The organism is Enteractinococcus fodinae (assembly GCF_031458395.1).
GTDB lineage: Bacteria > Actinomycetota > Actinomycetes > Actinomycetales > Micrococcaceae > Yaniella > Yaniella fodinae.
The window spans coordinates 2,581,131-2,599,901 of sequence record NZ_JAVDYJ010000001.1; the positions used below are offsets into that span (position 1 = coordinate 2,581,131).

Genomic DNA, 18,771 nt, shown 5'->3' on the forward strand with positions numbered 1-18,771 from the left:
TCTTACGTCAGGATCCCAAGGCCCCTGTCACCTCAGCCAAGGGTTAGCGCACGATGGGGTCGGCTCCGGTTTCGGAAACCAGTGGCTTGTCGGCTTCCAGCCAGGCCCCACACCCACCGGCTACGTTCACGGCCGAGTAGCCGTGCATTTCCATGTATTGGGTCGCGCGGGCGGAGCGCCCTCCGGTGCGACAGATGACGAAATAGTCGGTGTCGGGATCGAGTTCGTCAATGCGCAGTGGGAGCTGATCCAGCGGGATATTGAGGGCCCCCGGAATGTGTCCGGCATCGAATTCATACGGGTCGCGGACGTCGAGGATGTCAGCGTCGTCGGGTACGTCGTTTACGGTAAGGGTTTCAAAGTCGTTCATGTGGCCCATGGTAAATCACCGAAACACTCGGCGACCAGCAAAACGGGACGTTTTACCCCCGATGGCGTATACAGTGAAAGCATGACTGAACACGATGCCATCGCCTCGCTCACCGCCGCCCAGTTGCGGGATGCGATCGCCGCCGGTACCTATACTGCCCGTCAAGTCACCGAATACTATCTCGCTCAGATCAGCCGACGCACCGACCTTGGTGCCTTCATGGCGGTGCACGCCGATGCCGCCTTGGAACGGGCCGATGAACTTGACGCCGCGTATCAGTCGACGGGCGTAGTGGGGCCACTGCACGGTCTCCCGTCGGCATTTAAGGACACCGTGAACGTGTCCGGGATGGTCACCACCTTTGGGTCAGAACTGTTTGCTGACTCGGCACCGCAGACCGAAGACGACCCGGTGTCGCTGAATTTCAATACTGCAGGCGCTATTCAGGTCGGCAAAACGACGATCCCGGAGTTCGCGTTGCCGTGTCACTCGGACAGCCGTATTTCCGATCCGGCCCGAAACCCGCTCAATACTGAGCTGACCGCGGGCGGGTCATCTGGTGGGGCAGCCGCAGCGGTTGCGGCCGGTTTGTTGCCGGTTGCCCCCGGAACCGACGGTGGCGGCTCTATCCGGATTCCGGCTGCGGCCACCGGCTTGGTCGGGGTCAAACCCGGACGCGGCACCATCCCCACCGACGAGCAACGCGATGACGTCACCAACCTGACGGTCACCGGTCCCCTGGCCCGCACCGTCGAGGATGCCGGTATGCTGTTGGACGCGCTGGTGGATCCCACACAGCAAAACGGTCGCTATCAAACCGCAGCCCAGAACGGGCGCGAGTCCGCCGGTGAGCTGAACATCGGCTACACCACGGCCTCACCGTTTCAACCCGATCTGAACATCACGCTCTCCCAGGCTGCCGTCCAAGCACTCACCCTGGCGGTGACGCTGCTGAGCCGCGACGGTTTAGCCATCGAAGAGATGGACTTTTCCTACCTGCCGGATTATCACCGAAACTTCCAAACCGTCTGGACCAATGGGCTCGCTTCCATGCCCTTGCCGGAGGGCGGCGAGGAACGCCTCGGCGCGTTAGCCAGAAGCTTCCTGGAGCAGGCTCGCGAGCGCACCCAAGAACAGTACGACGACGCCGTCACTGCGCTCACCGATTGGGCCAACGATACTCGGCGCACGTTTGCCGACTACGATGTGGTCCTCACCCCGGTTCTGGCATTTACGCCACCACCGGTGGGCACTTTCTCGGCGATGCCACCGCAAGAAGACTACGAATACCAGTGCAAATTCACCCCGTACACATCCATGATCAATGTGCTGGGGCTGCCGGCCATTTCGGTTCCGGTCAAAAACGATGACAACGGGATGTCGTGGTCGATCCAAGCGGTGGGGCGTGTTGGGACAGAAGATAAGCTGTTGCGACTTGGGGCACGACTAGAAGCACTCGTTGCGGCGCCGAAGCCGACAGAGTAATGCTCCTCCCACAGCTGAGGTTGTGAGCGGGGTTATCGTGCACGTAGGTGGCCGCCGCTACACTACAAAATATGTCTGATGCTTCAATTTCCCCCAAAACCCAACAATTCAGCGTGCTTGACGACGGGATGAATTTCAATACCCGTAAATGGGTCAAGCCCGAAGACCTTAATCCCAATGGGACCTTATTTGGTGGCGCATTATTGCGCTGGGTCGATGAGGAAGCCGCGATCTATGCGATGTTACAGATGGGTAATTATCGTGCCGTGACCAAGATGATGTCGGAGATCAACTTCGTTGCGTCCGCTCAGCAGGGTGACATGATCGAAATGGGTCTCAAAGCTACGCATTTCGGTCGAACTTCTTTGACGATGCGCGCCGAAGTTCGCAATATGGTCACGCGCAACATCATTCTGAGCATCGATAAAATCGTGTTCGTTTCACTGGGTGAAGATGGCAAGCCGAAGCCCCACGGGTACACGGAGATCACCTACGAACGAGACCGTTTACCGACCCGCTAGTTCCTAACGCATCGGCCTACGCTTCAAGAGCGACCAACCTCGTGGTCCCGCGGGGCTAGCATGCCGCCGAGACGGATATGTTGGTTATTCTTTATGCAGTTTGTCTTGAACGGTGCCGGCTATTTTCTCTGCCGCATTCGGTAATTCTGTGGTACCGAAAAGTCGGCTGTCCGGGTGTGTTGGGGCAGGCATCGGCGCGGAGGTGTCCGGCCCGTCGAGATAGGTAAATTCGCCGTGCCCATCTGGCGTCGGGCCTTCTGCCCAGGACCCTTTGGCAGCATCCTGGCCGTCCGAGAAGTTAATGTACTGATGCGACACGGGCGTATGCTCTTTGGAGCGCGGGAAGTTACTGGGCACTGGCAGCTGCTCGGCGCCTTCTTCTTGGAGTTCACGGGCCGCGGCAATCCATTGGTTTTGGTGCATGGTATCTCGGGCAAGCAGGAAGGAGAGCAGGTCGCGCACACCGGTGTCATCGGTCATGTGATAGAGCCGAGCGACTTGTAACCGGCCCTGCATCTCGGCGTTCGCGTTCGAAGTGAAGTCTGCTAATAAGTTTCCGCTGGCGGTGACATAGGAGCCACTCCACGGGTTGCCCATGCTGTCGACAGGACGGGCCCCTGCGCCAGAGACGATGGCGTGTTGCAAATCGGTGCCGCCGACAACGGCCGCCACGGCTGGGTCGGACTGGACGTCTTCATCGGTAATACCAAGTGGTGACTTCTCGAGCAGTTGGGCAATCATTTTGGCCAACATTTCGATATGGCCGAACTCTTCGGCGGCGATCCCGTAGAGCAGGTCTTTGTATTTACCGGGAATGTGGATGTTCCACGCCTGGAAGCTATATTGCATGGCAACGGTAATCTCGCCGTATTGTCCACCGAGGACTTCTTGGAGTTTGCGAGCATAGACCGCGTCGGGATGATCTGGGACTGAGTTGTACTGAAGTTCTTGTTTATGGAAAAACATAACGTACGCTCCCTAAGATAGAGCACACAAGCACCCTGCAGGTGACTCTTCGGTCTGAGTTCACCGGCGCTTGTGCTCGGTAGGCATCAGCGTAGTGACCCTGTTCAGGGGAGCAGAAGAGCTGAGATACAGTTTCAACCAGTACACAGGTAGTGCACAGCATCGAACATGAGGGGAGCCCCATGGACACAGAGGACATCCGAAAGCGCCAGTCAGAGCTGGTTACCCGCTTATCGCAGCAGCTGTCGCCGCAAGAGCTTGCGGACGCCAGCCAAGAGTTAGAAGAGCTTGCCCGGCAACTAGAACAGCGCAACTAGTGCCCATCGTCGAGTCGATTGTTCAACTCGCATGAGACGCGGCCCAGCGAGTCCTGCGCGTAGGGTGCGTGCTGGAGCTAGTCGACAAGTTCATCGTCTTGATCGATCCATTCGATCTGCCACCGCTGTTGGGCTTCGTTATAGGTCAGTTCAGCCCACCAGCCCTCAAGCGTAGTTTCGGCGACACGCTCGTCCTCCACTAACTCGCCATCCAGGTAGAAATCGCTGGCCGGTTCGGTCACGTTGAAAATGACCGCGGTCCACTCTTCTTGATTTTCTTCGTCGAGATAGGACTGGGTCTCGACTATTTCAATTTCTGTGGCTCCGTCGAGCGTTGCCCATGAGCCAGCGTCGTGGATCTGTTGCCATCGGAAGATCGATTCGGTGCACATATCGCACGTAAAATACGAAACGCTCGCTGCAGGCTGGGCGTGACCGGTCTGTCGAACATAATCAATGCCCTCCCAGAAGTACTCCAGGGTCGCTTTGGCACCTTCCGGCGAGTTCTGCTGAGCGACCTCTGGAAGTTCCGGTTCGGCCACGTCTTGGGCAGATCCCTCCTCCGACTCGTGGGCTTCAAGCGGGACAATCTCCACTGTCTCTTCAAGTTCGAGGGGTTGGGCTTCTTGGGCTGTGCAGCCGACCAGAGCTGCGCTGAAAGTCATACCTGCTAGTCCGAGGAAACGGCTCGATTTTAAAGACGTCAACAATAACTCCTTGTGTTGGATGTTCGTGGCTACTGCTGACGGTACTGTTCCCGGTGATTCGCGACTGCTTGCTGACGACAGATTGTGGATAACCGCACCGAGGAGCCTCCCGATAAAGGTTTTCCACACGATCCGGTTATGAGCCGGCGGCAACTGCTGGATTGGTGCAGCATGGGTGCCAGAACGAACAACGAAAGGCATCAACCATGAACGCAATGACGACACACACCACGACGGCCACCGAGCAATACTTTTCATTCCCTGTCAGAAATGGCCAGGTTGATCTGGAAGCAGTCGCAAGTCCAGAGCTGGCTCGGTTGGTTTCGCATGTCCTGGGCATTTTGGCCGCCCGAAAAACCGAAGATGAGGCGTCCTAGGCCGCCGTAGGAACGTCGGCCGATTAGCGGAGTTTGTCGATGAACCGCTGCCCGTAGGTTGGGTCAGGCGGATACGCCGCCTGGAGGGTATCGAGCTGGGTGGGCTTATAGAAGTGCGTACGGTATTGCGAAAAGAGCCGGAAGCTCTCGTACCCGCCCCACGTGCCAAAACCGGCTGCCCCAGTGAAGTTATGGGGCATTGATGGCAGGGCTGCCTGAATGACGGTGACGTTCATGACGGCTGCACCCGCGTTAATCCGGTGCATAAAGTCCTTGCGGATGCGGCGTCGCTCGGAGAACAGGTACGCTGCCGGAGCGGTAGGTTTGGCATTGACGAGTTCGACGGCTTCCTCGTAGGTGTCCACCACGAGGATCGGCAGGATTGGCCCGAGAATTTGTTCTTGCATCACCGCCGAATTCGGGTGGACATCAGCCAGGATGGTGGGGGCCAGAAACGCCGCGTCGGTGTGGTATTTTCCGCCGTAGACCAACCGGGCAGGGGTCGCATCGACTGATCCCTTGAGGGTGGCTTGAATGAGATCCACCAAATGTTGGGTGTGCTCGGACGTAATGAGGCGACCGTATTGCGTGGATTTGGCGGGAGTCGGTCCGTAGAACTCTTCAATCGCGTCGATAACAGCGTCTTTGACCTTCGCGGCGACATCATGTCCCACGGCTAATAAATAGTCCGGGCTGACCATGCTCTGCCCTGCGTTGGTGAACTTACCGTAGGCAATCCGGCGTCCAATAGTTTTCCAGTCGCTGCCATCCACGACGATTACCGGAGATTTTCCACCCAGCTGTAATGTCACCGGGATCAGATGCTGAGCTGCGGTGGTGTAGACACGGCGCCCTAAACCTTCCGAACCGGTGAAAAATAGGTGATCCAGGGGTTGGGTTGCTAACTCATCGAGCGTCTCTTCGCCGCCGGTAACGGTGATAATAGACCGCGGGTTGAGATATTCCGGCAGCACCTTGCCCAACAGCTTGGCAGTGCGAGGGGTGTGCATCGAGGGTTTCAGCACTAGACAGTTGCCGGCCGCGACCGCTCCAACTAAGGGCGCCATCAACGTGTAGAACGGGTGGGTCCAGTTGCCCACGATGCCAACAATACCCAGCGGTCTGGGTTTCACCATGGCTTTGCCAGGCCGCAGCGCGTACGGGATCGATCGCGGCTGTGGTTCCATCCAGTCGGTCAGATGCAACATCGCATGAGCGATTTCATCTTTGACCGGCCAAAATTCCGTCTGATTCGTCTGAGCGGTGGACTTGCCAATATCATGCCATAAGGTGTCTTGAAGATCGGTCGCGTAATCTTCGAATAATTCACGCAGCCCCTTGAGCTGGTCCATGCGGTAGGAGCGCGAATGTGTTGCCCGGGTGGCGGCGAAGGCTCGCAGGTCTGCCATCCTGGCGGAGAGGGTTTCGTGGGCACCAGTGGTCATGTATTCCACCGTACGTCACTTTTCGATCCCAATATTGAAGGCACCCTGGTCCAGGTCAGCTAGAATCCCAGACATGGCTGAAGCATCGCGACGTACCAAAATTTGGGTGTGGGTCATCGTGCTGACGCTGTTTGCTGGTGCCGCACTTTTTGCCGTCAATACGCTGCGGTCTAGCATGCAACCGTTGGGTGTGCTCAATGATCCGTTCCCCGACGAACAGGCCCGCCCCGGAGGATCTGAAGCTGCCCGCGGGGCGGTGAATTTCTTGGTTTTTGGCGAAGCCGCCGCAACGCACCAGACGGTGTCTATTTTCCATCTGGCGGAAGGGCGCCGTCGTATTGATATCGTCAATTTTCCCTCGGATTCTGCTCACTTGAGCAATATCCAAGATGTCCCTGGCACGGTGCAAGAAGTCGAGGATCTGACCCAGGCCCGGATGGAACATGTGATGCTGTGGGATCTGGAATTCCTCACCGAACTTGAGTCCGCTGCGGTCACCGCAGAGGCCATCACTGCCGACCCCGAAGCTTTTGACGCCGATACCGTGTGGACCATGGTGCTTCAAGAAGCGCTCGACATACGGGACCCAGGCCAACTCAACACCCTGGCCGCAACCCTCACGCCCTATGTTGCCGCGGATGCGGGCCTCAACACCGGGCGGATCACCGACCTAGCTCGCTCCCTGCGCCATGTGTCCCCCGATAATATTGCGTCCTGCGAGCTTCCCACAGAACTTAGCGCAGCCGAACAAGATGCGCTCGCCAGGTACTTTGACCAGGGCACTCCGCGGTGGTGCGCGCAGTTATTTGAGTAACTCCCGCTGGTTCGGACTATTCGGGCAAGGTCAGGAGATGTTCGATCATTTCTGCGACGCCGTCATCGTCACAGGCCGGCGCAACGACATCGGCTTGGGCCAGTAGGTCGGGATGACCTGACTTCAACGCATATCCGGTGCCGGCCCAGCGCAGCATTTGTTCATCATTGCGTTGATCGCCAAAAGCAACCACGTCGTTGGCATGGATGCCCAGGCTGGCCGCATAGTCCGCCAGGGTCGAGGCTTTATGCACATCCCCGCGGGAGATTTCTAACAGTGCGACTCCGGGCACCGAGTGGGTCACTTGCACCAATGAGCCAAAGTGGGCCCGGACTGCCATGAGCAGCTCGTCGGGGTCGTGGCCATGAACTTTGACCATCAATTTGACGACTTCGGGGTGCTCATCGAGTCGGTCGGTGATGTAGTCGGTTTCGATCCAGCGTGAAGACCGGACGGCGACGGTGTTGGTCGGTTCAGCGGTGGCGGCCACGACCTGATCGACTTCACGGGCAGCAGCACGAGCCGATGCCGGGATGAAATTGGGTTCCATGATGAGCCCGGTGAGGGTTTCGGCGCCAAAGATCGCTCCCGAAAAGAGGCCTCGCAGCTGGTTCGTCACATCGGCGACCAGGTGCTGGTCCATTGGGTGGGCTTCGAGCACTCGATCGGCGTTCATGTCATAAATCACGGCACCATTGGATACGATCGCCGGTCCCATCGGACCGAGCAGGGGCGCCAAAGCTGGCATCCACCGCATGGGACGCCCGGTGACAAACGCCACCCCGATTCCAGCCCCGATGGCCGCCGCAAAAGCCGCCAGGGTCCGCGGCGATACATACCCGGTGTGGGTTTCGGTGTACGGGATGATCGTACCGTCCAGGTCTGTGGCGATCAGTTGTGGCCGCACCACCGGGTGACCGATCTCGTCGCGTTCGACTTCGGCACCGTGATGCGCCAAATGCTTAGGCATGCAGGCTTCCTTTCCTTACCCAAGAATGTTAGCGCGGATTGGTGCCGCAGGGGTCATTAGTTGGTAAAGTCTTGCTGGCAACGAATACCGGTGTGACAGGAGCCGTAATGGCAGCATCTTTCCGCAAGCGATGGGGTTTGGCCTGGGATATTCACGGGGATGGGAAATCCATCACCCCCGGCGAGGTGGTCAAACCGGATGAGCGGTTGGCAGCACCGCAAACCATCGGGATCGGTTTACAACACGTGATGGCCATGTTTGGCGCGACCGTGCTGGTGCCCGCGCTGACCGGTTTTCCACCGACGGCGGCGCTGTTCTTTTCCGGGATCGGTACGTTATTGTTCTTGATCATTACCAAGGGCAAGGTGCCCAGTTACCTGGGTTCCTCATTTGCGTTCATCGCCCCGCTCACCGCAGCTACCTCCATGCATTCGATTGGTGCGGCCTCGGGCGGGATTCTGGTCACCGGTGTTGCGCTGGTGATCATCGGGTTCATCGTGCATAAGGCCGGTACCCGATGGATTCATGCGGTCATGCCACCGGCGGTCATGGGCACCATTTTGGCGCTGATTGGGTTGAACCTGGCCGGGGCAACCACTGACGGCATGCAAGAGGTCCCGTTGACCACCTTCGGGACCACGGCGGCCGTGATCATTGCAGCGGTGCTCTTCCGGGGCTTTCTGGGGCGGTTATCCATCCTGATCGGCATTGTCGTTGGCTATCTGCTGGCGCTGGCACAGGACGAAATTGATTTCCAGCCGGTCGCCGACGCCGCATGGATCGGGCTCCCCGCCTTCCACACGCCCGAATTCCGGTTCGATGTCTTATTCTTATTCCTACCGGTGGTGTTCGTACTGGTTGCCGAAAACATCGGGCATGTGCGCACGGTCGGTCTCATGACCCACAGGAACTTGGATCCGCATAACGGCCGGGCGCTGATCGGCGATGGGATCGCGACCATGCTGTCCGGGACCGGCGGTGGCGTGGGGACCACCACCTATGCCGAAAATATCGGGGTCATGGCGTCCTCGAGGATTTATTCGACGGCTGCCTACTGGATCGCCGGGTTCGTGGCGATATGCCTCGCGTTCTTCCCGAAATTTGGTGCGCTTATTGCGACCATTCCGATGGGGGTAGCCGCCGGGGCGGGCATTATTTTATACGGCATGATCGGGATCATGGGCGCCCGCATCTGGGTCAACAACAAGGTGGATTTCTCCAACACCATCAACCTCATGGCCGCCGGCGCGGGGCTGATCATCGCCATCGCCGATCCGGTCATTGACATAGGCGGCATGCAATTCGGTGGCATCGCGCTGGGGACCATCGCCGTGTTGGGCATCTATCACATCATGTCGGCCATTGCCCGGTGGCGCGACACCGCACCCATCGAACAGCTCGACGACACACCGGCCACCGTCGGTGGGCCCGGTCGCGTCGAATAACCTCTCAGGAGCCCTAGCGGCTGGAGCGCGGCCGGCGGCCTTTGGTCACGCCAATGAAATCCTGGATCAGCTCCGAGTCGGCGGCCTTGCGCCAGGCCAGCCCAACTTCCCATCCCGGGTGCACATTGGTTGGCAGCACTAGCACGTCCTTTTGCCCGAACATGCGCGCGACCGAGGCCGGCAACAGCGTGTAACCCGAGCCGGTAGCAGCCAGTTGAATGGCCATCCGCTCCCCCGCGGCTACTTCTTCGGGGGTATCCAGCGGATCCGTGACCGGTTCGGAGGCATAGTCTTTCGGATCCCAAAAGGTCTCCCCGGCCAATTCTTCGGCAGTGACTTCACCATCGTCCTCGGTCCAGGCCGCCAACAGGTGATCCTTGGAGACCATGACCACGGGTGCTTCGTCGTAGAGGCGCACCACGTGAATCTCGTCGGGGTCCAGACCATCGGCCGCGACAAGGTCCTGCCAAGTCTGATCTGCTCGCCAGCGCAGATACCCCAGCTGAGGCAAATAGCGCGGCGGGTCATGGGGGTGTAAAAACAACGTTTGGGACTGCTCATCTTGGGTGACTAGCTGGACGACAGAGCCCCGTGCTTTGAAACGGTGGGCCCACTTGGACGGGGTCGCCCCCGGGATGGTGGAAAGAAATAGTGTCTCAACGGCCTGGTCAGTCATGGTGTTCACTTTAACGCAAAAACGCCGCCCGGCGATCCAAACGGATCACCGGGCGGCGAGGAAAGCTAGCGCTTAGTCTTCGTCTTTGGTGAAGGAAACGTCCAGCGTGATGCGGACCTTATCCGAGACCAGGAAGCCACCGGCTTCAAGCGGAGCGTTCCAGGTCAGACCGAAGTCTTCACGGGAGATTTCGGTGGTCGCTTCGAAACCTGCGCGGGTCATACCGAACGCATCAACGGTCTGACCGCCAAATTCGCCTTTGAATTCGACTTTTTTAGTCACGCCACGGATGGTGAGGTTGCCGGTGAGGTTGAACTCTTCACCGTCGAAGTCGGTGACGGTCAGGGATTCGAATTTCAGGACCGGGTGGTTGGCAACATCGAAGAAGTCTTCGCCGCGCAGGTGCTCATCGCGACCTTCGTTGCGGGTGTTGATCGATGCGGCCATAACTTCGGCCTGAATGACCGAGCCGTCAAGGTTTTCAGTGAATTCAGCGCTTCCGGAGAAGTCCTCGAAGTTCCCGCGAACGCGCGAGATGCCAGCGTGGCGCACGCTGAACATGGCTTCCGAGTGGGAAGTGTCGAGTGTCCATTTACCTGCGGTCAATGTTGTCATATGTTCCTCCAAAATTCGGTTTGTGGCCTTACAGATTTTCGGAAGACCACGTGGTTCGTAAAACGTCTTCCACCAGAAAACTATTCCAGATTTGAAATACTTTGTCCACTCGCCAGGGGTTCATCAACCTCATGGTGACACCCAAAAAACGTCACGATCCTTGAGTTTCTGCGGAAAGTAAGCGTTGTTGGTACGTTAACATTTATGTCGAGCGCTGAACTTTCGGATTCCACCCAGGACTATCTCAAGGCCATTTGGTTGGCCGGTGAGTGGTCCGATGAGCCGGTCACGGCCACCAGTATCGCCCAACGGGTCGGAGTCACGTTATCCACGACCTCGGATGCACTGCGACGACTCCGGCAGGCCGGGCTGATTAATCACGCCCCGTACAGTGCGATCCGATTGACCGATACGGGACGGGCGCATGCGGTCGAGGTCGTGCGTCGTCATCGACTGCTTGAGACGTTTCTCGTCCAGGCGTTGGGGTACACCTGGGATCAGGTCCACGATGAGGCCGAGGTGTTAGAGCACGCGGTCTCGGATTTTATGGTCGACAAAATTGCAGAGTATCTGGGGCACCCAGAGCGGGATCCGCACGGGGATCCGATCCCCAGCGCCGATGGCAGCGTTCAACGGCTGACTGCGATCCCCTTGACCGAATTAGGGTTCGGCGTGGGCGCTGTGGTGGAACGCATCGCCGACGACGACCCGCAGTTATTGCAGTATTTCGCTTCCCAGGGCATCGCCCACGGCACGGTGGTCGAGCTGACCGAGGGCGCCCCGTTTTCGGATACCGTCACGTTGGTGGCACCCGAGGCGCAGTTGACGTTGGGACCGGCCGCGGTGGCGGCCGTGTGGGTGACGCCGGTTTAGATTATTCGCAGATGACCGTCGGCCAGCCGGAGTAGGCCCAGCTCCATGACTCGCGGATTGGGTCGCCACCTGGTGGGGTTTTGGTCCGGTGGACATCGACGGTGAAACCTTCGCGGCCCCCACGCTCGGGAACACATTCGTCGTCGCTGGAGCGAATTGTCGGCGACGCGGTGGGGTTATACGGCTCTGACGTGGAGGTTTCGACATCATAGTAGTCCGATCCCCACAGCCGGGTGTGGACCTGGTTGTCGGCCAGCCACATTTCGACGATGACCGGCGCGTCGGTGTCGTTGGCCCACCGCACGTTGATCTGGCCTTCCCAATACGTGGATTCCCGGCCTTGCGGGTAGCGGTCGAACCACCGGGAGTGCGGCTTATGTTCGACGATGTCCATGCCGCCCAAGAAACCCGCGTTATAGGCCATGGTCGCGATCTGCGACAGCCCACCGCCCACGGCGGTCGTGGTCACACCGGATTCCACGACCCCGGACTGGTGATAACCGTTGGCTTCGGTCACCGGGGCCAACAGCGAGTTCAGATTGAATTCTTCGCCCGGCATGACCACGGTGCCGTTGATGCGGTCTGCTCCGACCCGCAGGTTGGCCGTCCTGGGGCCATCTTCGGGTGGGTACGGGGTCGCATATTCGGCCACCACGTGGTTGACATCCCAGGCTTCGGCGTCTTCGGTGGTGATCTCTGGTTCGATTTCCTGCAGCTCGACCGTAATGGTGCGGGACTGGTCGCCGTTGAGGTCGGCCAGGATTTCGTCGACGACCTGTTCACCATCTACCCCGCGTCCCACCGAGCCGGGCACGACTTCAGGTTGCCCGGACCCCGGAGAACCGGTGAGCTCCACCGTGGCATCTTGATTGGTGGATTCAAAATCGGAGTTATTTTGCGCAAGCGCATCGGTCAGCTGTTCATCGTCCAACACCAACACCGGCTGTGCACCGTCAGTGGTGTCCTCGGACTCGGCGGGCTCTGCCTCATCAGTTTCGGCGGTCGCTTCGGAGGGTTCGTCGACGAGCACCTCGGCGGCGGACCCCAGCTGGGCCGGCGTCAATTGGGTACTAATGTCGCCTGCGGTGACCGTGTAGTCGCCGTCGACCAGCGGCTGGGCGACCTCGGTCACGAACTGTTCCCACTGATCGGCAGACACCGCCGGATCGGCAACTTCACCGGGGGCGGTCAGTTCCTGCGTGTCGCTCAACCAGACCTCGTCGAGTTGAGCGGCCAGCTCCTCGGAATTCACCGTGAAACCATCGATTGGTTCGGTGTAGTCCAGCTCAGCTCCTGCATAGACGACGGAGCCTTCGGTTGGTTCAAAACTCAGCTGCTCGTCAAGCCCTGCAATCGCTTCGGAGGCGGCGGCTTCATCGACCTGGGTTTCAGCCGACACGTGAGCTTCCCCGAAGAGGCGGGACCACAGCGCTCCCGGATGGAAGGTCAGTTCGGTCAGTTCATCGAGCGTGGCTTCAACGTCGTAGCTATAGCCGGCTTGTGCCGGGACAATGGTGGCTGAGGCATCTTCGGCGTCGGCAACGTTGACGGTGATTTCTCGTTCGGCGCGCTCGGCAAAGGCATCTTCTAAGACCGGGGCTGCTTCTTCGACGGACATCCCGGAGACGTCGACGTCTTCAACGGTCAGGGTGGCCGGCAGCGTATCTTGGGTCGCATAGGCCAGGCCAACATAGCCTGCACCAAGCAACAACACGACAAGGGCCACAATCCAGGGCCAGCGGCGCTTTTTCGACGGCTGTTTCGTGGCAGGTACCGTTGTGGAACCTGGGGGCGCATCGTTTCCGCCCGCGGCGGCGATCGGACTCAACATAGCGGTGCGTTCCGTCCGGGCTTCGACCGGTTCCTGGATCGGGCCAGGTTCGTTCGGGTTCGCAGTCGCCGAGACTGGTTCGGCATCACTGGCGTTATCGGCGCCAAGCACTTCGGTCGGTTCTTGGTCTGTGGTGGGCTCAGAGGCCACAGGCTGCTCATCAGACGCGTCTTCTTCGGACTGATCGGCGGCGGGATGGGTCGATTCGTCCTCGTGCAGGGCCGCGATCTGGTCCAGCATCCGAGTTTCGGGGTCTGGATCGTGGGGCTCGGGACGTGACGTCGCGCCGTCTTCGGGTCGTGCCTCGTCGTCGTGGGATGTCGACGGATCGCGGTCAGAGTCTTTTTCGTCAGCCATATGTTCTACTCATACAATAGGACAGCGGCATTCGTCGTGAACGCCGCTGTGAAGATACGCAACTGTTACATGTCATCGCATGCAGCGAAAGTCTAGCCTACTGGGCGACTTCTTACGTGTCGGCGTCTGATAGTGCTCCGCTAGACTCGTTATGCGGCGTCATCCTCTAACGGTTCCATGCGTTACCAATCGCTGGTGGCCCCGTGCACTGCTGAACTCAGACACGCCTTAACTCGTGAAAAAGGACTCTGTACATGACGAACTCATCTTCATCGGAACCGGTCGATCTGTCCGATCCATCGATCTCGCCACACCGGCTCCATGAATTGGCCCAAACCCACCCGGAATTCTGGGATGAGATCTTGGCGCACCCCAACGTGTATCCGGGGTTGACCGATTGGATTCGTGACCGGCAGACCGAGTTGGCCGCCACCGGGAATGCGGAGCCTGTTGCGGAGTCGGATGCGGTAGCCCAGGCAGCAGTTGATGAGGCAGCTGCTCAAGAGGCTGAACGCGCTGCGGATTCCACTACGCAGTCGGTCGAAGATGAACAAGCAGATGATCCAGCCACACCCGATGCGGAAACGACGTGGGCGTTCCCGTCCGGAGCGGGCTCTGAGCCACGAACCGGTTCAACGGCTGCCAGTGTATCGTCGGAACGCGACACGGATGCGGAGATTTCAGAGGGTACTGAGCAGGCCGCCCAAGACCACATGACGTGGGGTTGGTCGCAGCCTGCTGGACAGTCCAGCTCCCAGCCGCAAGCTGATGCAGGCCAGTATGCGCAGCAGCCTTCGCCTCAACAGCCACAGCCCGGCTATCAGCACGTTGGGTACGGCCAGGCCCATGCTCAGCAACAGCAGCAGTTTGGCCAGCAGCGCCAGGCAGCTCAACAGCGGGGCGCATCACGCATCGATTTGGATAGTGCACGCACCTGGGGCCTGTTTGTTGCCGGTGGGGCAGCGTTTCTGAGCCTGTTCGGGTTCATCTTCACCCCGACGCTGGACACGACCATGCCGTTTACCTCGCATCTGACAGCCGGCGGTTGGATCATTGTGCTGCTATTCATCGCAACCGTTGCCCTGTCACTGTTGCAACTGCTGAAACCGTCACCGTGGATGAGTTTCTTCTTCGTCGCCGTGAGTCTTGGGGCGGGGTTTGTGATGATCGGGCGGGCTTTGACGCTCATCGGGTTCTTCACGATGCGCTACACCGGGTTTTCGGTGCTCTGGTTATTGTTTATGTCCCTGGTGCTCATAGCGGGCACACTGATCTTTTTGGCACCGAAGTCCTCGGATGCCAACCCAGCAGCGCCGTCGAACCGGCAACAAAGCTACCCGTCGCAGCAGTACGGTCCGCAGTCCGGTTATGGGCAACAGCATCCCGGGTATCCCACCAATCCAGGTGGACCACAGCAGTACGGGGGCTATTCACCGGGTGGACCCCAGCAATAACCCCCGTTAGCGGTGTGTGTTAGTCGGTGACTTCAGCGCCGGAGGCGACACCTTCGGCGAGGTCAGCGAGTTTTTCGACCGATGCGGCCAGTGCCTCTTCGGTATAGGATCGGGCGCGTTCAAATCGCGTTTCGTCCGTCAGGTCGGTCCAGTCATAGGTGTGCCGGACCAAGGTGGTGACGTCATCGACGGGTTCAAGTTCCCACCGCCAGATGTGACCGCGGGGTTCTTCGCCCACGGGGGCGGGTTTCCAGGCGATGCGCCGACCTTCTTCGAACTCAATCACATGGTTCGTACGGGTTTGCCCGTTGGTCAGCTCCATGGTGAAGCTCTGATCCACCGCGGTGATACGTTGGCCCTGGTCGGCGTGCGATAAATTATCGTTGCCGTCCCATTCGGGCTGCCGTACCGGGTCGGCGATCAGTTTGAAAATCACTTCGGCTGGGGCAGAGACGTGGCGCTCAGCGCTCACAATACGTTGTTCACTCATGGACTCCACTCTTCCACTCGTGCCCGGCCTCGTCTAGAGGTCAGGTGCACGAGTGAAAGCGTGGTTGGTGAAGCTTAGCGGCTGGTCTGTCCCGAGGATGCCCGACGGTTGCCGCGTCGGTTGCTTTGTGGCCGTCCGCCACCGGCACCCGCGCGAGCATTTGAGCGTGGCGAGTCGCTATTGCGGGAGCTGCTGCGTGGGCTGTGCCCGCTGCGCTGTCCCTCATTGCGACCGCGACCTCGCCCATTGCGAGATTTGCCGCGTCTCTGGCGCTGATCTGGCACCGGGGTGGAGACGCCAAGCAGTTTGTCGACCTCAGCCTGGGAATGGAACCGTCGTGGTCCGGGAACCAGTTCATCGAGCAGCTCGTCGTTGGCGCCATCACTATGGACGGTAGGGCTGATCTTGGCGGCCTTCATCAGGTGACGGACTTCGTGTTGCAGATCGGTGGTCGCCAACGTGATAACGGTCCCGGCCTGGCCGGCGCGTGCGGTCCGGCCCGAGCGGTGCAAATAGGCTTTGTGTTCTGCCGGTGGATCAGCATGGATGACGAGTTCTACGTCGTCGACGTGGATCCCGCGGGCTGCGATATCGGTGGCGACCAGCGTGCCGGCGGCACCGTCGTGGAAGGCCTGGAGGTTCCTGGTCCGGGCGTTCTGTGACAGGTTGCCGTGCAGTTCCAACGCGGTGACCCCGCGCTGACGCAATTGTTTGGCCGTGCGCTTGGCGCCGTGTTTGGTGCGGGTAAACACAATGGTGCGACCTTCGGCGGCGGTCATCTTCGCCAAGGTCTCAACACGATCATCGGCATCTACGACGATGACGTGGTGATCCATTTTCGCAACCGGTGAGGCTGCGGAGTCGGCTTCGTGCACGACCGGGTTTTTCAGGTAGCGCTTGACGAGCACACCCACACCGGCGTCCAGGGTCGCGGAGAACAGCATCTTCTGCGCGTTCGCGGGAACCTGGTCCAGAATACGGCGAACCATGGGCAAAAAGCCCATGTCGGCCATGTGGTCGGCTTCGTCAATGACGAGAATTTCGATGTCTGACAGGTCGGCGTGGCCTTGACCCATCAGGTCCAGGAGTCGGCCCGGGCAGGCGACCAGCACGTCAACGCCGCGCTGGAGTTTCCTGACCTGCGGGTTTTGGCCCACGCCACCAAACACGGTGGCGGTGCTCAGCCCGGTGGCCTGGCTGAGTGGTTCAACGGCTTCGGCAAGCTGCAGTGCAAGCTCGCGGGTTGGTGCTAAGACCAGCGCGCGAGGACGGCGGCTGGCGGCGCGTTGTCCGTCGCTCAGTCGTGCTGCGGTGGGAAGCAAGAATGCATAGGATTTACCGGATCCGGTGCGGCCACGGCCCAGCACATCGCGCCCAGCAAGCGAGTCGGGCAGCGTGGCTGCCTGAATCGGGGTGGGGTTCGTAATGTCTTGGCGTGCTAGTGTTTCGGCCAGTTTTGTGGGCACACCCAGCGGGAGAAAGCCGTTGGCTGCTGGTGTGGCGCTGGAAGAAGGCACGGTGGAAGAACCGCCGGTTTGGGCGGCATGATGAATTGAAGTCACGTAAAAAATGATTCCGTTCGGGAAAGAAAGACCCGACCCTGGCACAGGCGGAGCGACCATACAAAAGTCCCTCAACGCGGTACTGGACGGCACCGGAAAGGCAGTTCCTGACCGGCTGGCTCATCACAGTCTACGCTACGACACCAGCAAACGACGAAACGCCGCGAAAACCCAGCCCACACACCAGCCCTCGACCAATTGTTTTTAGCCCCAGGTCACACCCAGTCCGGTGACACTGGCGAGCAAGCCGGCCACCGCACCAATCAGCACCACGGCCCAGGCGGGCAGTTTGGCAAACTGCAACAGTGCGAAACACCCCAGCGCGATGACCAGGGCTGCGATGCCGGTGATCCCTGAGGTGATGATCGGGGTGATCAACGCTGCGGCCAGAACCCCGACGACCGCTGCGTTGGCGCCGGCCATTGCCGCGGCCACCGTGGTGTTATTGCGGACCGCATTCCAAAACGGCAGCACGGCTAGCAACAGCAGCAGACCGGGCACAAAGACCGCCACCAGGGCCACCGCCGCTGAGATCCACGCGGTGGCGCCATCCCCCATTTCGAAGCCGAGGAAGGCCGCAAAGGTAAATAAGGGGCCCGGGACGGCTTGCGCGGCACCGTAACCGGCCAAGAACTGATCTTGGGTCACCGACGAGGTAATGGCTGGTTCGCCTTGTAATAACGGTAACACCACGTGTCCGCCGCCGAACACTAGCGCACCGGCGCGGTAGAACGCATCGGTCATGGCAACCCAGGCGTTGTTCGTTGCTGCCACCAGCAGCGGCAGACCGGCCAGCAGCAACCCGAACACCACCGCGCAGCTGATCCCGACGCGCTTGGATACCCGGACCGATAAGGGTTGTTGGTCTGTGGAGACAACCCGTCGGCACACCAGCATGCCAAGGGCCAGCCCGGTGATGATCGCCAACAATTGGCCAGCGGTACCGGGTACAAATAATGCGAGCGCGAGCGCACCGCAGCCGATGATGATGCGGCGTAGATCCGGGGTGAGCGTTTTGGCCATGCCCCATACGGCGTGCGCGACCACGGCGACGGCCACGGCCTTGAGCCCCAGCAGTAGCCCCTGGCCCACGGGTCCATAAAGGGCCACCGCTCCCATCGCAAACAGCACCAGCAGCACCGCGGACGGCACGGTGAAGGCGAACCACGCGGCGAAGGCCCCGAGGTATCCGCCGCGTATCAGGCCTAAGGCAAACCCGACCTGGCTGGAAGCCGGGCCGGGCAGAAACTGACACAGCGCCACGAGCTGACCGTATTGCTGGTCGGTCACCCAGCCCCGACGATGGACCAGCTCATCTCGGAAGTAGCCCAGATGCGCGGCCGGTCCGCCAAAGGAGGTCACGCCGAGCTTGAGGAAGGCGCGAAAGACCTCAGTCGGGCCGGATGCTGTCATGGTGTCCTTGGTGGTTGCCGCGTCGGTGGGTTCATGCACGTGCCCTAGCCTAATGAACCCAGACCGTCGAGCAAGCACTTGAG

At 59.9% G+C, this 18,771-nt stretch carries 19 protein-coding genes; 8 read left to right on the forward strand and 11 right to left on the reverse strand.

The genetic code is table 11. The features are described 5' to 3' along the window. Positions 1-43: 43 nt before the first annotated feature. Positions 44-370, reverse strand: a complete 327-nt coding sequence (locus tag J2S62_RS12045; protein ID WP_310175060.1) for a rhodanese-like domain-containing protein — start codon at positions 368-370, stop codon at positions 44-46. Positions 371-451: 81 nt separating this feature from the next. Between J2S62_RS12045 and J2S62_RS12050 the strand changes: the two genes are divergently transcribed. Both J2S62_RS12050 and J2S62_RS12055 read left to right on the forward strand, forming a co-directional pair. After that, complete coding sequence (locus J2S62_RS12050) at positions 452-1,855, forward strand: amidase (protein ID WP_310175062.1); 1,404 nt, start codon at positions 452-454, stop codon at positions 1,853-1,855. A 71-nt stretch (positions 1,856-1,926) separates the two neighbouring features. Further along, positions 1,927-2,376, forward strand: coding sequence for an acyl-CoA thioesterase (locus J2S62_RS12055; RefSeq protein WP_310175064.1), 450 nt, complete (start codon positions 1,927-1,929; stop codon positions 2,374-2,376). 84 nt (positions 2,377-2,460) lie between these two features. On the opposite strand, the gene J2S62_RS12060 is transcribed toward J2S62_RS12055, so the two are convergent. After that, complete coding sequence (locus J2S62_RS12060; protein WP_310175067.1) at positions 2,461-3,342, reverse strand: manganese catalase family protein; 882 nt, start codon at positions 3,340-3,342, stop codon at positions 2,461-2,463. A gap of 182 nt (positions 3,343-3,524) precedes the next feature. Between J2S62_RS12060 and J2S62_RS12065 the strand changes: the two genes are divergently transcribed. After that, positions 3,525-3,659: a hypothetical protein gene (locus J2S62_RS12065; protein WP_310175069.1), complete on the forward strand. Its 135-nt coding sequence runs from the start codon at positions 3,525-3,527 to the stop codon at positions 3,657-3,659. A gap of 77 nt (positions 3,660-3,736) precedes the next feature. Here the strand turns inward: J2S62_RS12065 and J2S62_RS12070 are convergent, their stop codons facing one another. Then, complete coding sequence (locus tag J2S62_RS12070) at positions 3,737-4,366, reverse strand: DUF6318 family protein (protein ID WP_310175071.1); 630 nt, start codon at positions 4,364-4,366, stop codon at positions 3,737-3,739. A gap of 215 nt (positions 4,367-4,581) precedes the next feature. On the opposite strand from J2S62_RS12070, the gene J2S62_RS12075 reads away from it, so the two are divergent. Beyond that, positions 4,582-4,743, forward strand: coding sequence for a hypothetical protein (locus J2S62_RS12075; RefSeq protein ID WP_310175073.1), 162 nt, complete (start codon positions 4,582-4,584; stop codon positions 4,741-4,743). Positions 4,744-4,766: 23 nt separating this feature from the next. On the opposite strand, the gene J2S62_RS12080 is transcribed toward J2S62_RS12075, so the two are convergent. Beyond that, the gene (locus J2S62_RS12080) at positions 4,767-6,188 is read right to left on the reverse strand and encodes an aldehyde dehydrogenase family protein (protein ID WP_310175074.1); all 1,422 of its coding nucleotides are present in this window, start codon (positions 6,186-6,188) and stop codon (positions 4,767-4,769) included. Positions 6,189-6,261: 73 nt separating this feature from the next. On the opposite strand from J2S62_RS12080, the gene J2S62_RS12085 reads away from it, so the two are divergent. Beyond that, a complete protein-coding gene (locus J2S62_RS12085; protein WP_310175076.1) occupies positions 6,262-7,002 on the forward strand; it encodes a hypothetical protein in 741 nt (246 codons plus the stop codon). Positions 7,003-7,018: 16 nt separating this feature from the next. On the opposite strand, the gene J2S62_RS12090 is transcribed toward J2S62_RS12085, so the two are convergent. After that, positions 7,019-7,972 (reverse strand): HAD family hydrolase, encoded by a 954-nt coding sequence (locus J2S62_RS12090; protein WP_310175079.1) that lies wholly within the window; start codon positions 7,970-7,972, stop codon positions 7,019-7,021. A 107-nt stretch (positions 7,973-8,079) separates the two neighbouring features. Here J2S62_RS12090 and J2S62_RS12095 point away from each other — a divergent pair, with 107 nt between their 5' ends. Beyond that, positions 8,080-9,417 (forward strand): uracil-xanthine permease family protein, encoded by a 1,338-nt coding sequence (locus tag J2S62_RS12095; protein WP_310175081.1) that lies wholly within the window; start codon positions 8,080-8,082, stop codon positions 9,415-9,417. A 13-nt stretch (positions 9,418-9,430) separates the two neighbouring features. Here J2S62_RS12095 and J2S62_RS12100 read toward each other — a convergent pair whose 3' ends face one another. Next, positions 9,431-10,093: a LysR family transcriptional regulator substrate-binding protein gene (locus tag J2S62_RS12100; RefSeq protein ID WP_310175083.1), complete on the reverse strand. Its 663-nt coding sequence runs from the start codon at positions 10,091-10,093 to the stop codon at positions 9,431-9,433. 72 nt (positions 10,094-10,165) lie between these two features. Next, positions 10,166-10,708: a YceI family protein gene (locus J2S62_RS12105; RefSeq protein WP_310175086.1), complete on the reverse strand. Its 543-nt coding sequence runs from the start codon at positions 10,706-10,708 to the stop codon at positions 10,166-10,168. Between the two features lie 204 nt (positions 10,709-10,912). Here J2S62_RS12105 and J2S62_RS12110 point away from each other — a divergent pair, with 204 nt between their 5' ends. Next, positions 10,913-11,581 carry a metal-dependent transcriptional regulator gene (locus J2S62_RS12110; protein WP_310175087.1) on the forward strand — a complete coding sequence of 223 codons (669 nt, stop codon included), beginning with the start codon at positions 10,913-10,915 and terminating at the stop codon, positions 11,579-11,581. 1 nt (position 11,582) lies between these two features. Here J2S62_RS12110 and J2S62_RS12115 read toward each other — a convergent pair whose 3' ends face one another. Continuing rightward, positions 11,583-13,769 (reverse strand): VanW family protein, encoded by a 2,187-nt coding sequence (locus J2S62_RS12115; protein WP_310175090.1) that lies wholly within the window; start codon positions 13,767-13,769, stop codon positions 11,583-11,585. Positions 13,770-14,023: 254 nt separating this feature from the next. Here J2S62_RS12115 and J2S62_RS12120 point away from each other — a divergent pair, with 254 nt between their 5' ends. After that, positions 14,024-15,223 carry a variant leucine-rich repeat-containing protein gene (locus J2S62_RS12120; RefSeq protein WP_310175092.1) on the forward strand — a complete coding sequence of 400 codons (1,200 nt, stop codon included), beginning with the start codon at positions 14,024-14,026 and terminating at the stop codon, positions 15,221-15,223. Positions 15,224-15,242: 19 nt separating this feature from the next. Here the strand turns inward: J2S62_RS12120 and J2S62_RS12125 are convergent, their stop codons facing one another. From J2S62_RS12125 to chrA, 3 genes are all read right to left on the reverse strand, one after another. Continuing rightward, positions 15,243-15,713, reverse strand: coding sequence for an SRPBCC family protein (locus tag J2S62_RS12125; RefSeq protein WP_310175094.1), 471 nt, complete (start codon positions 15,711-15,713; stop codon positions 15,243-15,245). Between the two features lie 74 nt (positions 15,714-15,787). Next, the gene (locus J2S62_RS12130) at positions 15,788-17,275 is read right to left on the reverse strand and encodes a DEAD/DEAH box helicase (RefSeq protein WP_407649978.1); all 1,488 of its coding nucleotides are present in this window, start codon (positions 17,273-17,275) and stop codon (positions 15,788-15,790) included. Positions 17,276-17,479: 204 nt separating this feature from the next. Beyond that, positions 17,480-18,688: a chromate efflux transporter gene (chrA, locus tag J2S62_RS12135; protein WP_310175877.1), complete on the reverse strand. Its 1,209-nt coding sequence runs from the start codon at positions 18,686-18,688 to the stop codon at positions 17,480-17,482. Between the last annotated feature and the right edge of the window lie 83 nt (positions 18,689-18,771).

Coding starts and splice junctions, on each gene's coding strand:
- J2S62_RS12045 (WP_310175060.1), bottom strand. CDS start 370: ATGAACGACTTTGAAACCCTTACCGTAAACGACGTACCCGACGACGCT.
- J2S62_RS12050 (WP_310175062.1), top strand. CDS start 452: ATGACTGAACACGATGCCATCGCCTCGCTCACCGCCGCCCAGTTGCGG.
- J2S62_RS12055 (WP_310175064.1), top strand. CDS start 1,927: ATGTCTGATGCTTCAATTTCCCCCAAAACCCAACAATTCAGCGTGCTT.
- J2S62_RS12060 (WP_310175067.1), bottom strand. CDS start 3,342: ATGTTTTTCCATAAACAAGAACTTCAGTACAACTCAGTCCCAGATCAT.
- J2S62_RS12065 (WP_310175069.1), top strand. CDS start 3,525: ATGGACACAGAGGACATCCGAAAGCGCCAGTCAGAGCTGGTTACCCGC.
- J2S62_RS12075 (WP_310175073.1), top strand. CDS start 4,582: ATGACGACACACACCACGACGGCCACCGAGCAATACTTTTCATTCCCT.
- J2S62_RS12080 (WP_310175074.1), bottom strand. CDS start 6,188: ATGACCACTGGTGCCCACGAAACCCTCTCCGCCAGGATGGCAGACCTG.
- J2S62_RS12085 (WP_310175076.1), top strand. CDS start 6,262: ATGGCTGAAGCATCGCGACGTACCAAAATTTGGGTGTGGGTCATCGTG.
- J2S62_RS12090 (WP_310175079.1), bottom strand. CDS start 7,972: ATGCCTAAGCATTTGGCGCATCACGGTGCCGAAGTCGAACGCGACGAG.
- J2S62_RS12095 (WP_310175081.1), top strand. CDS start 8,080: ATGGCAGCATCTTTCCGCAAGCGATGGGGTTTGGCCTGGGATATTCAC.
- J2S62_RS12100 (WP_310175083.1), bottom strand. CDS start 10,093: ATGACTGACCAGGCCGTTGAGACACTATTTCTTTCCACCATCCCGGGG.
- J2S62_RS12105 (WP_310175086.1), bottom strand. CDS start 10,708: ATGACAACATTGACCGCAGGTAAATGGACACTCGACACTTCCCACTCG.
- J2S62_RS12110 (WP_310175087.1), top strand. CDS start 10,913: ATGTCGAGCGCTGAACTTTCGGATTCCACCCAGGACTATCTCAAGGCC.
- J2S62_RS12115 (WP_310175090.1), bottom strand. CDS start 13,769: ATGGCTGACGAAAAAGACTCTGACCGCGATCCGTCGACATCCCACGAC.
- J2S62_RS12120 (WP_310175092.1), top strand. CDS start 14,024: ATGACGAACTCATCTTCATCGGAACCGGTCGATCTGTCCGATCCATCG.
- J2S62_RS12125 (WP_310175094.1), bottom strand. CDS start 15,713: ATGAGTGAACAACGTATTGTGAGCGCTGAGCGCCACGTCTCTGCCCCA.
- chrA (WP_310175877.1), bottom strand. CDS start 18,688: ATGACAGCATCCGGCCCGACTGAGGTCTTTCGCGCCTTCCTCAAGCTC.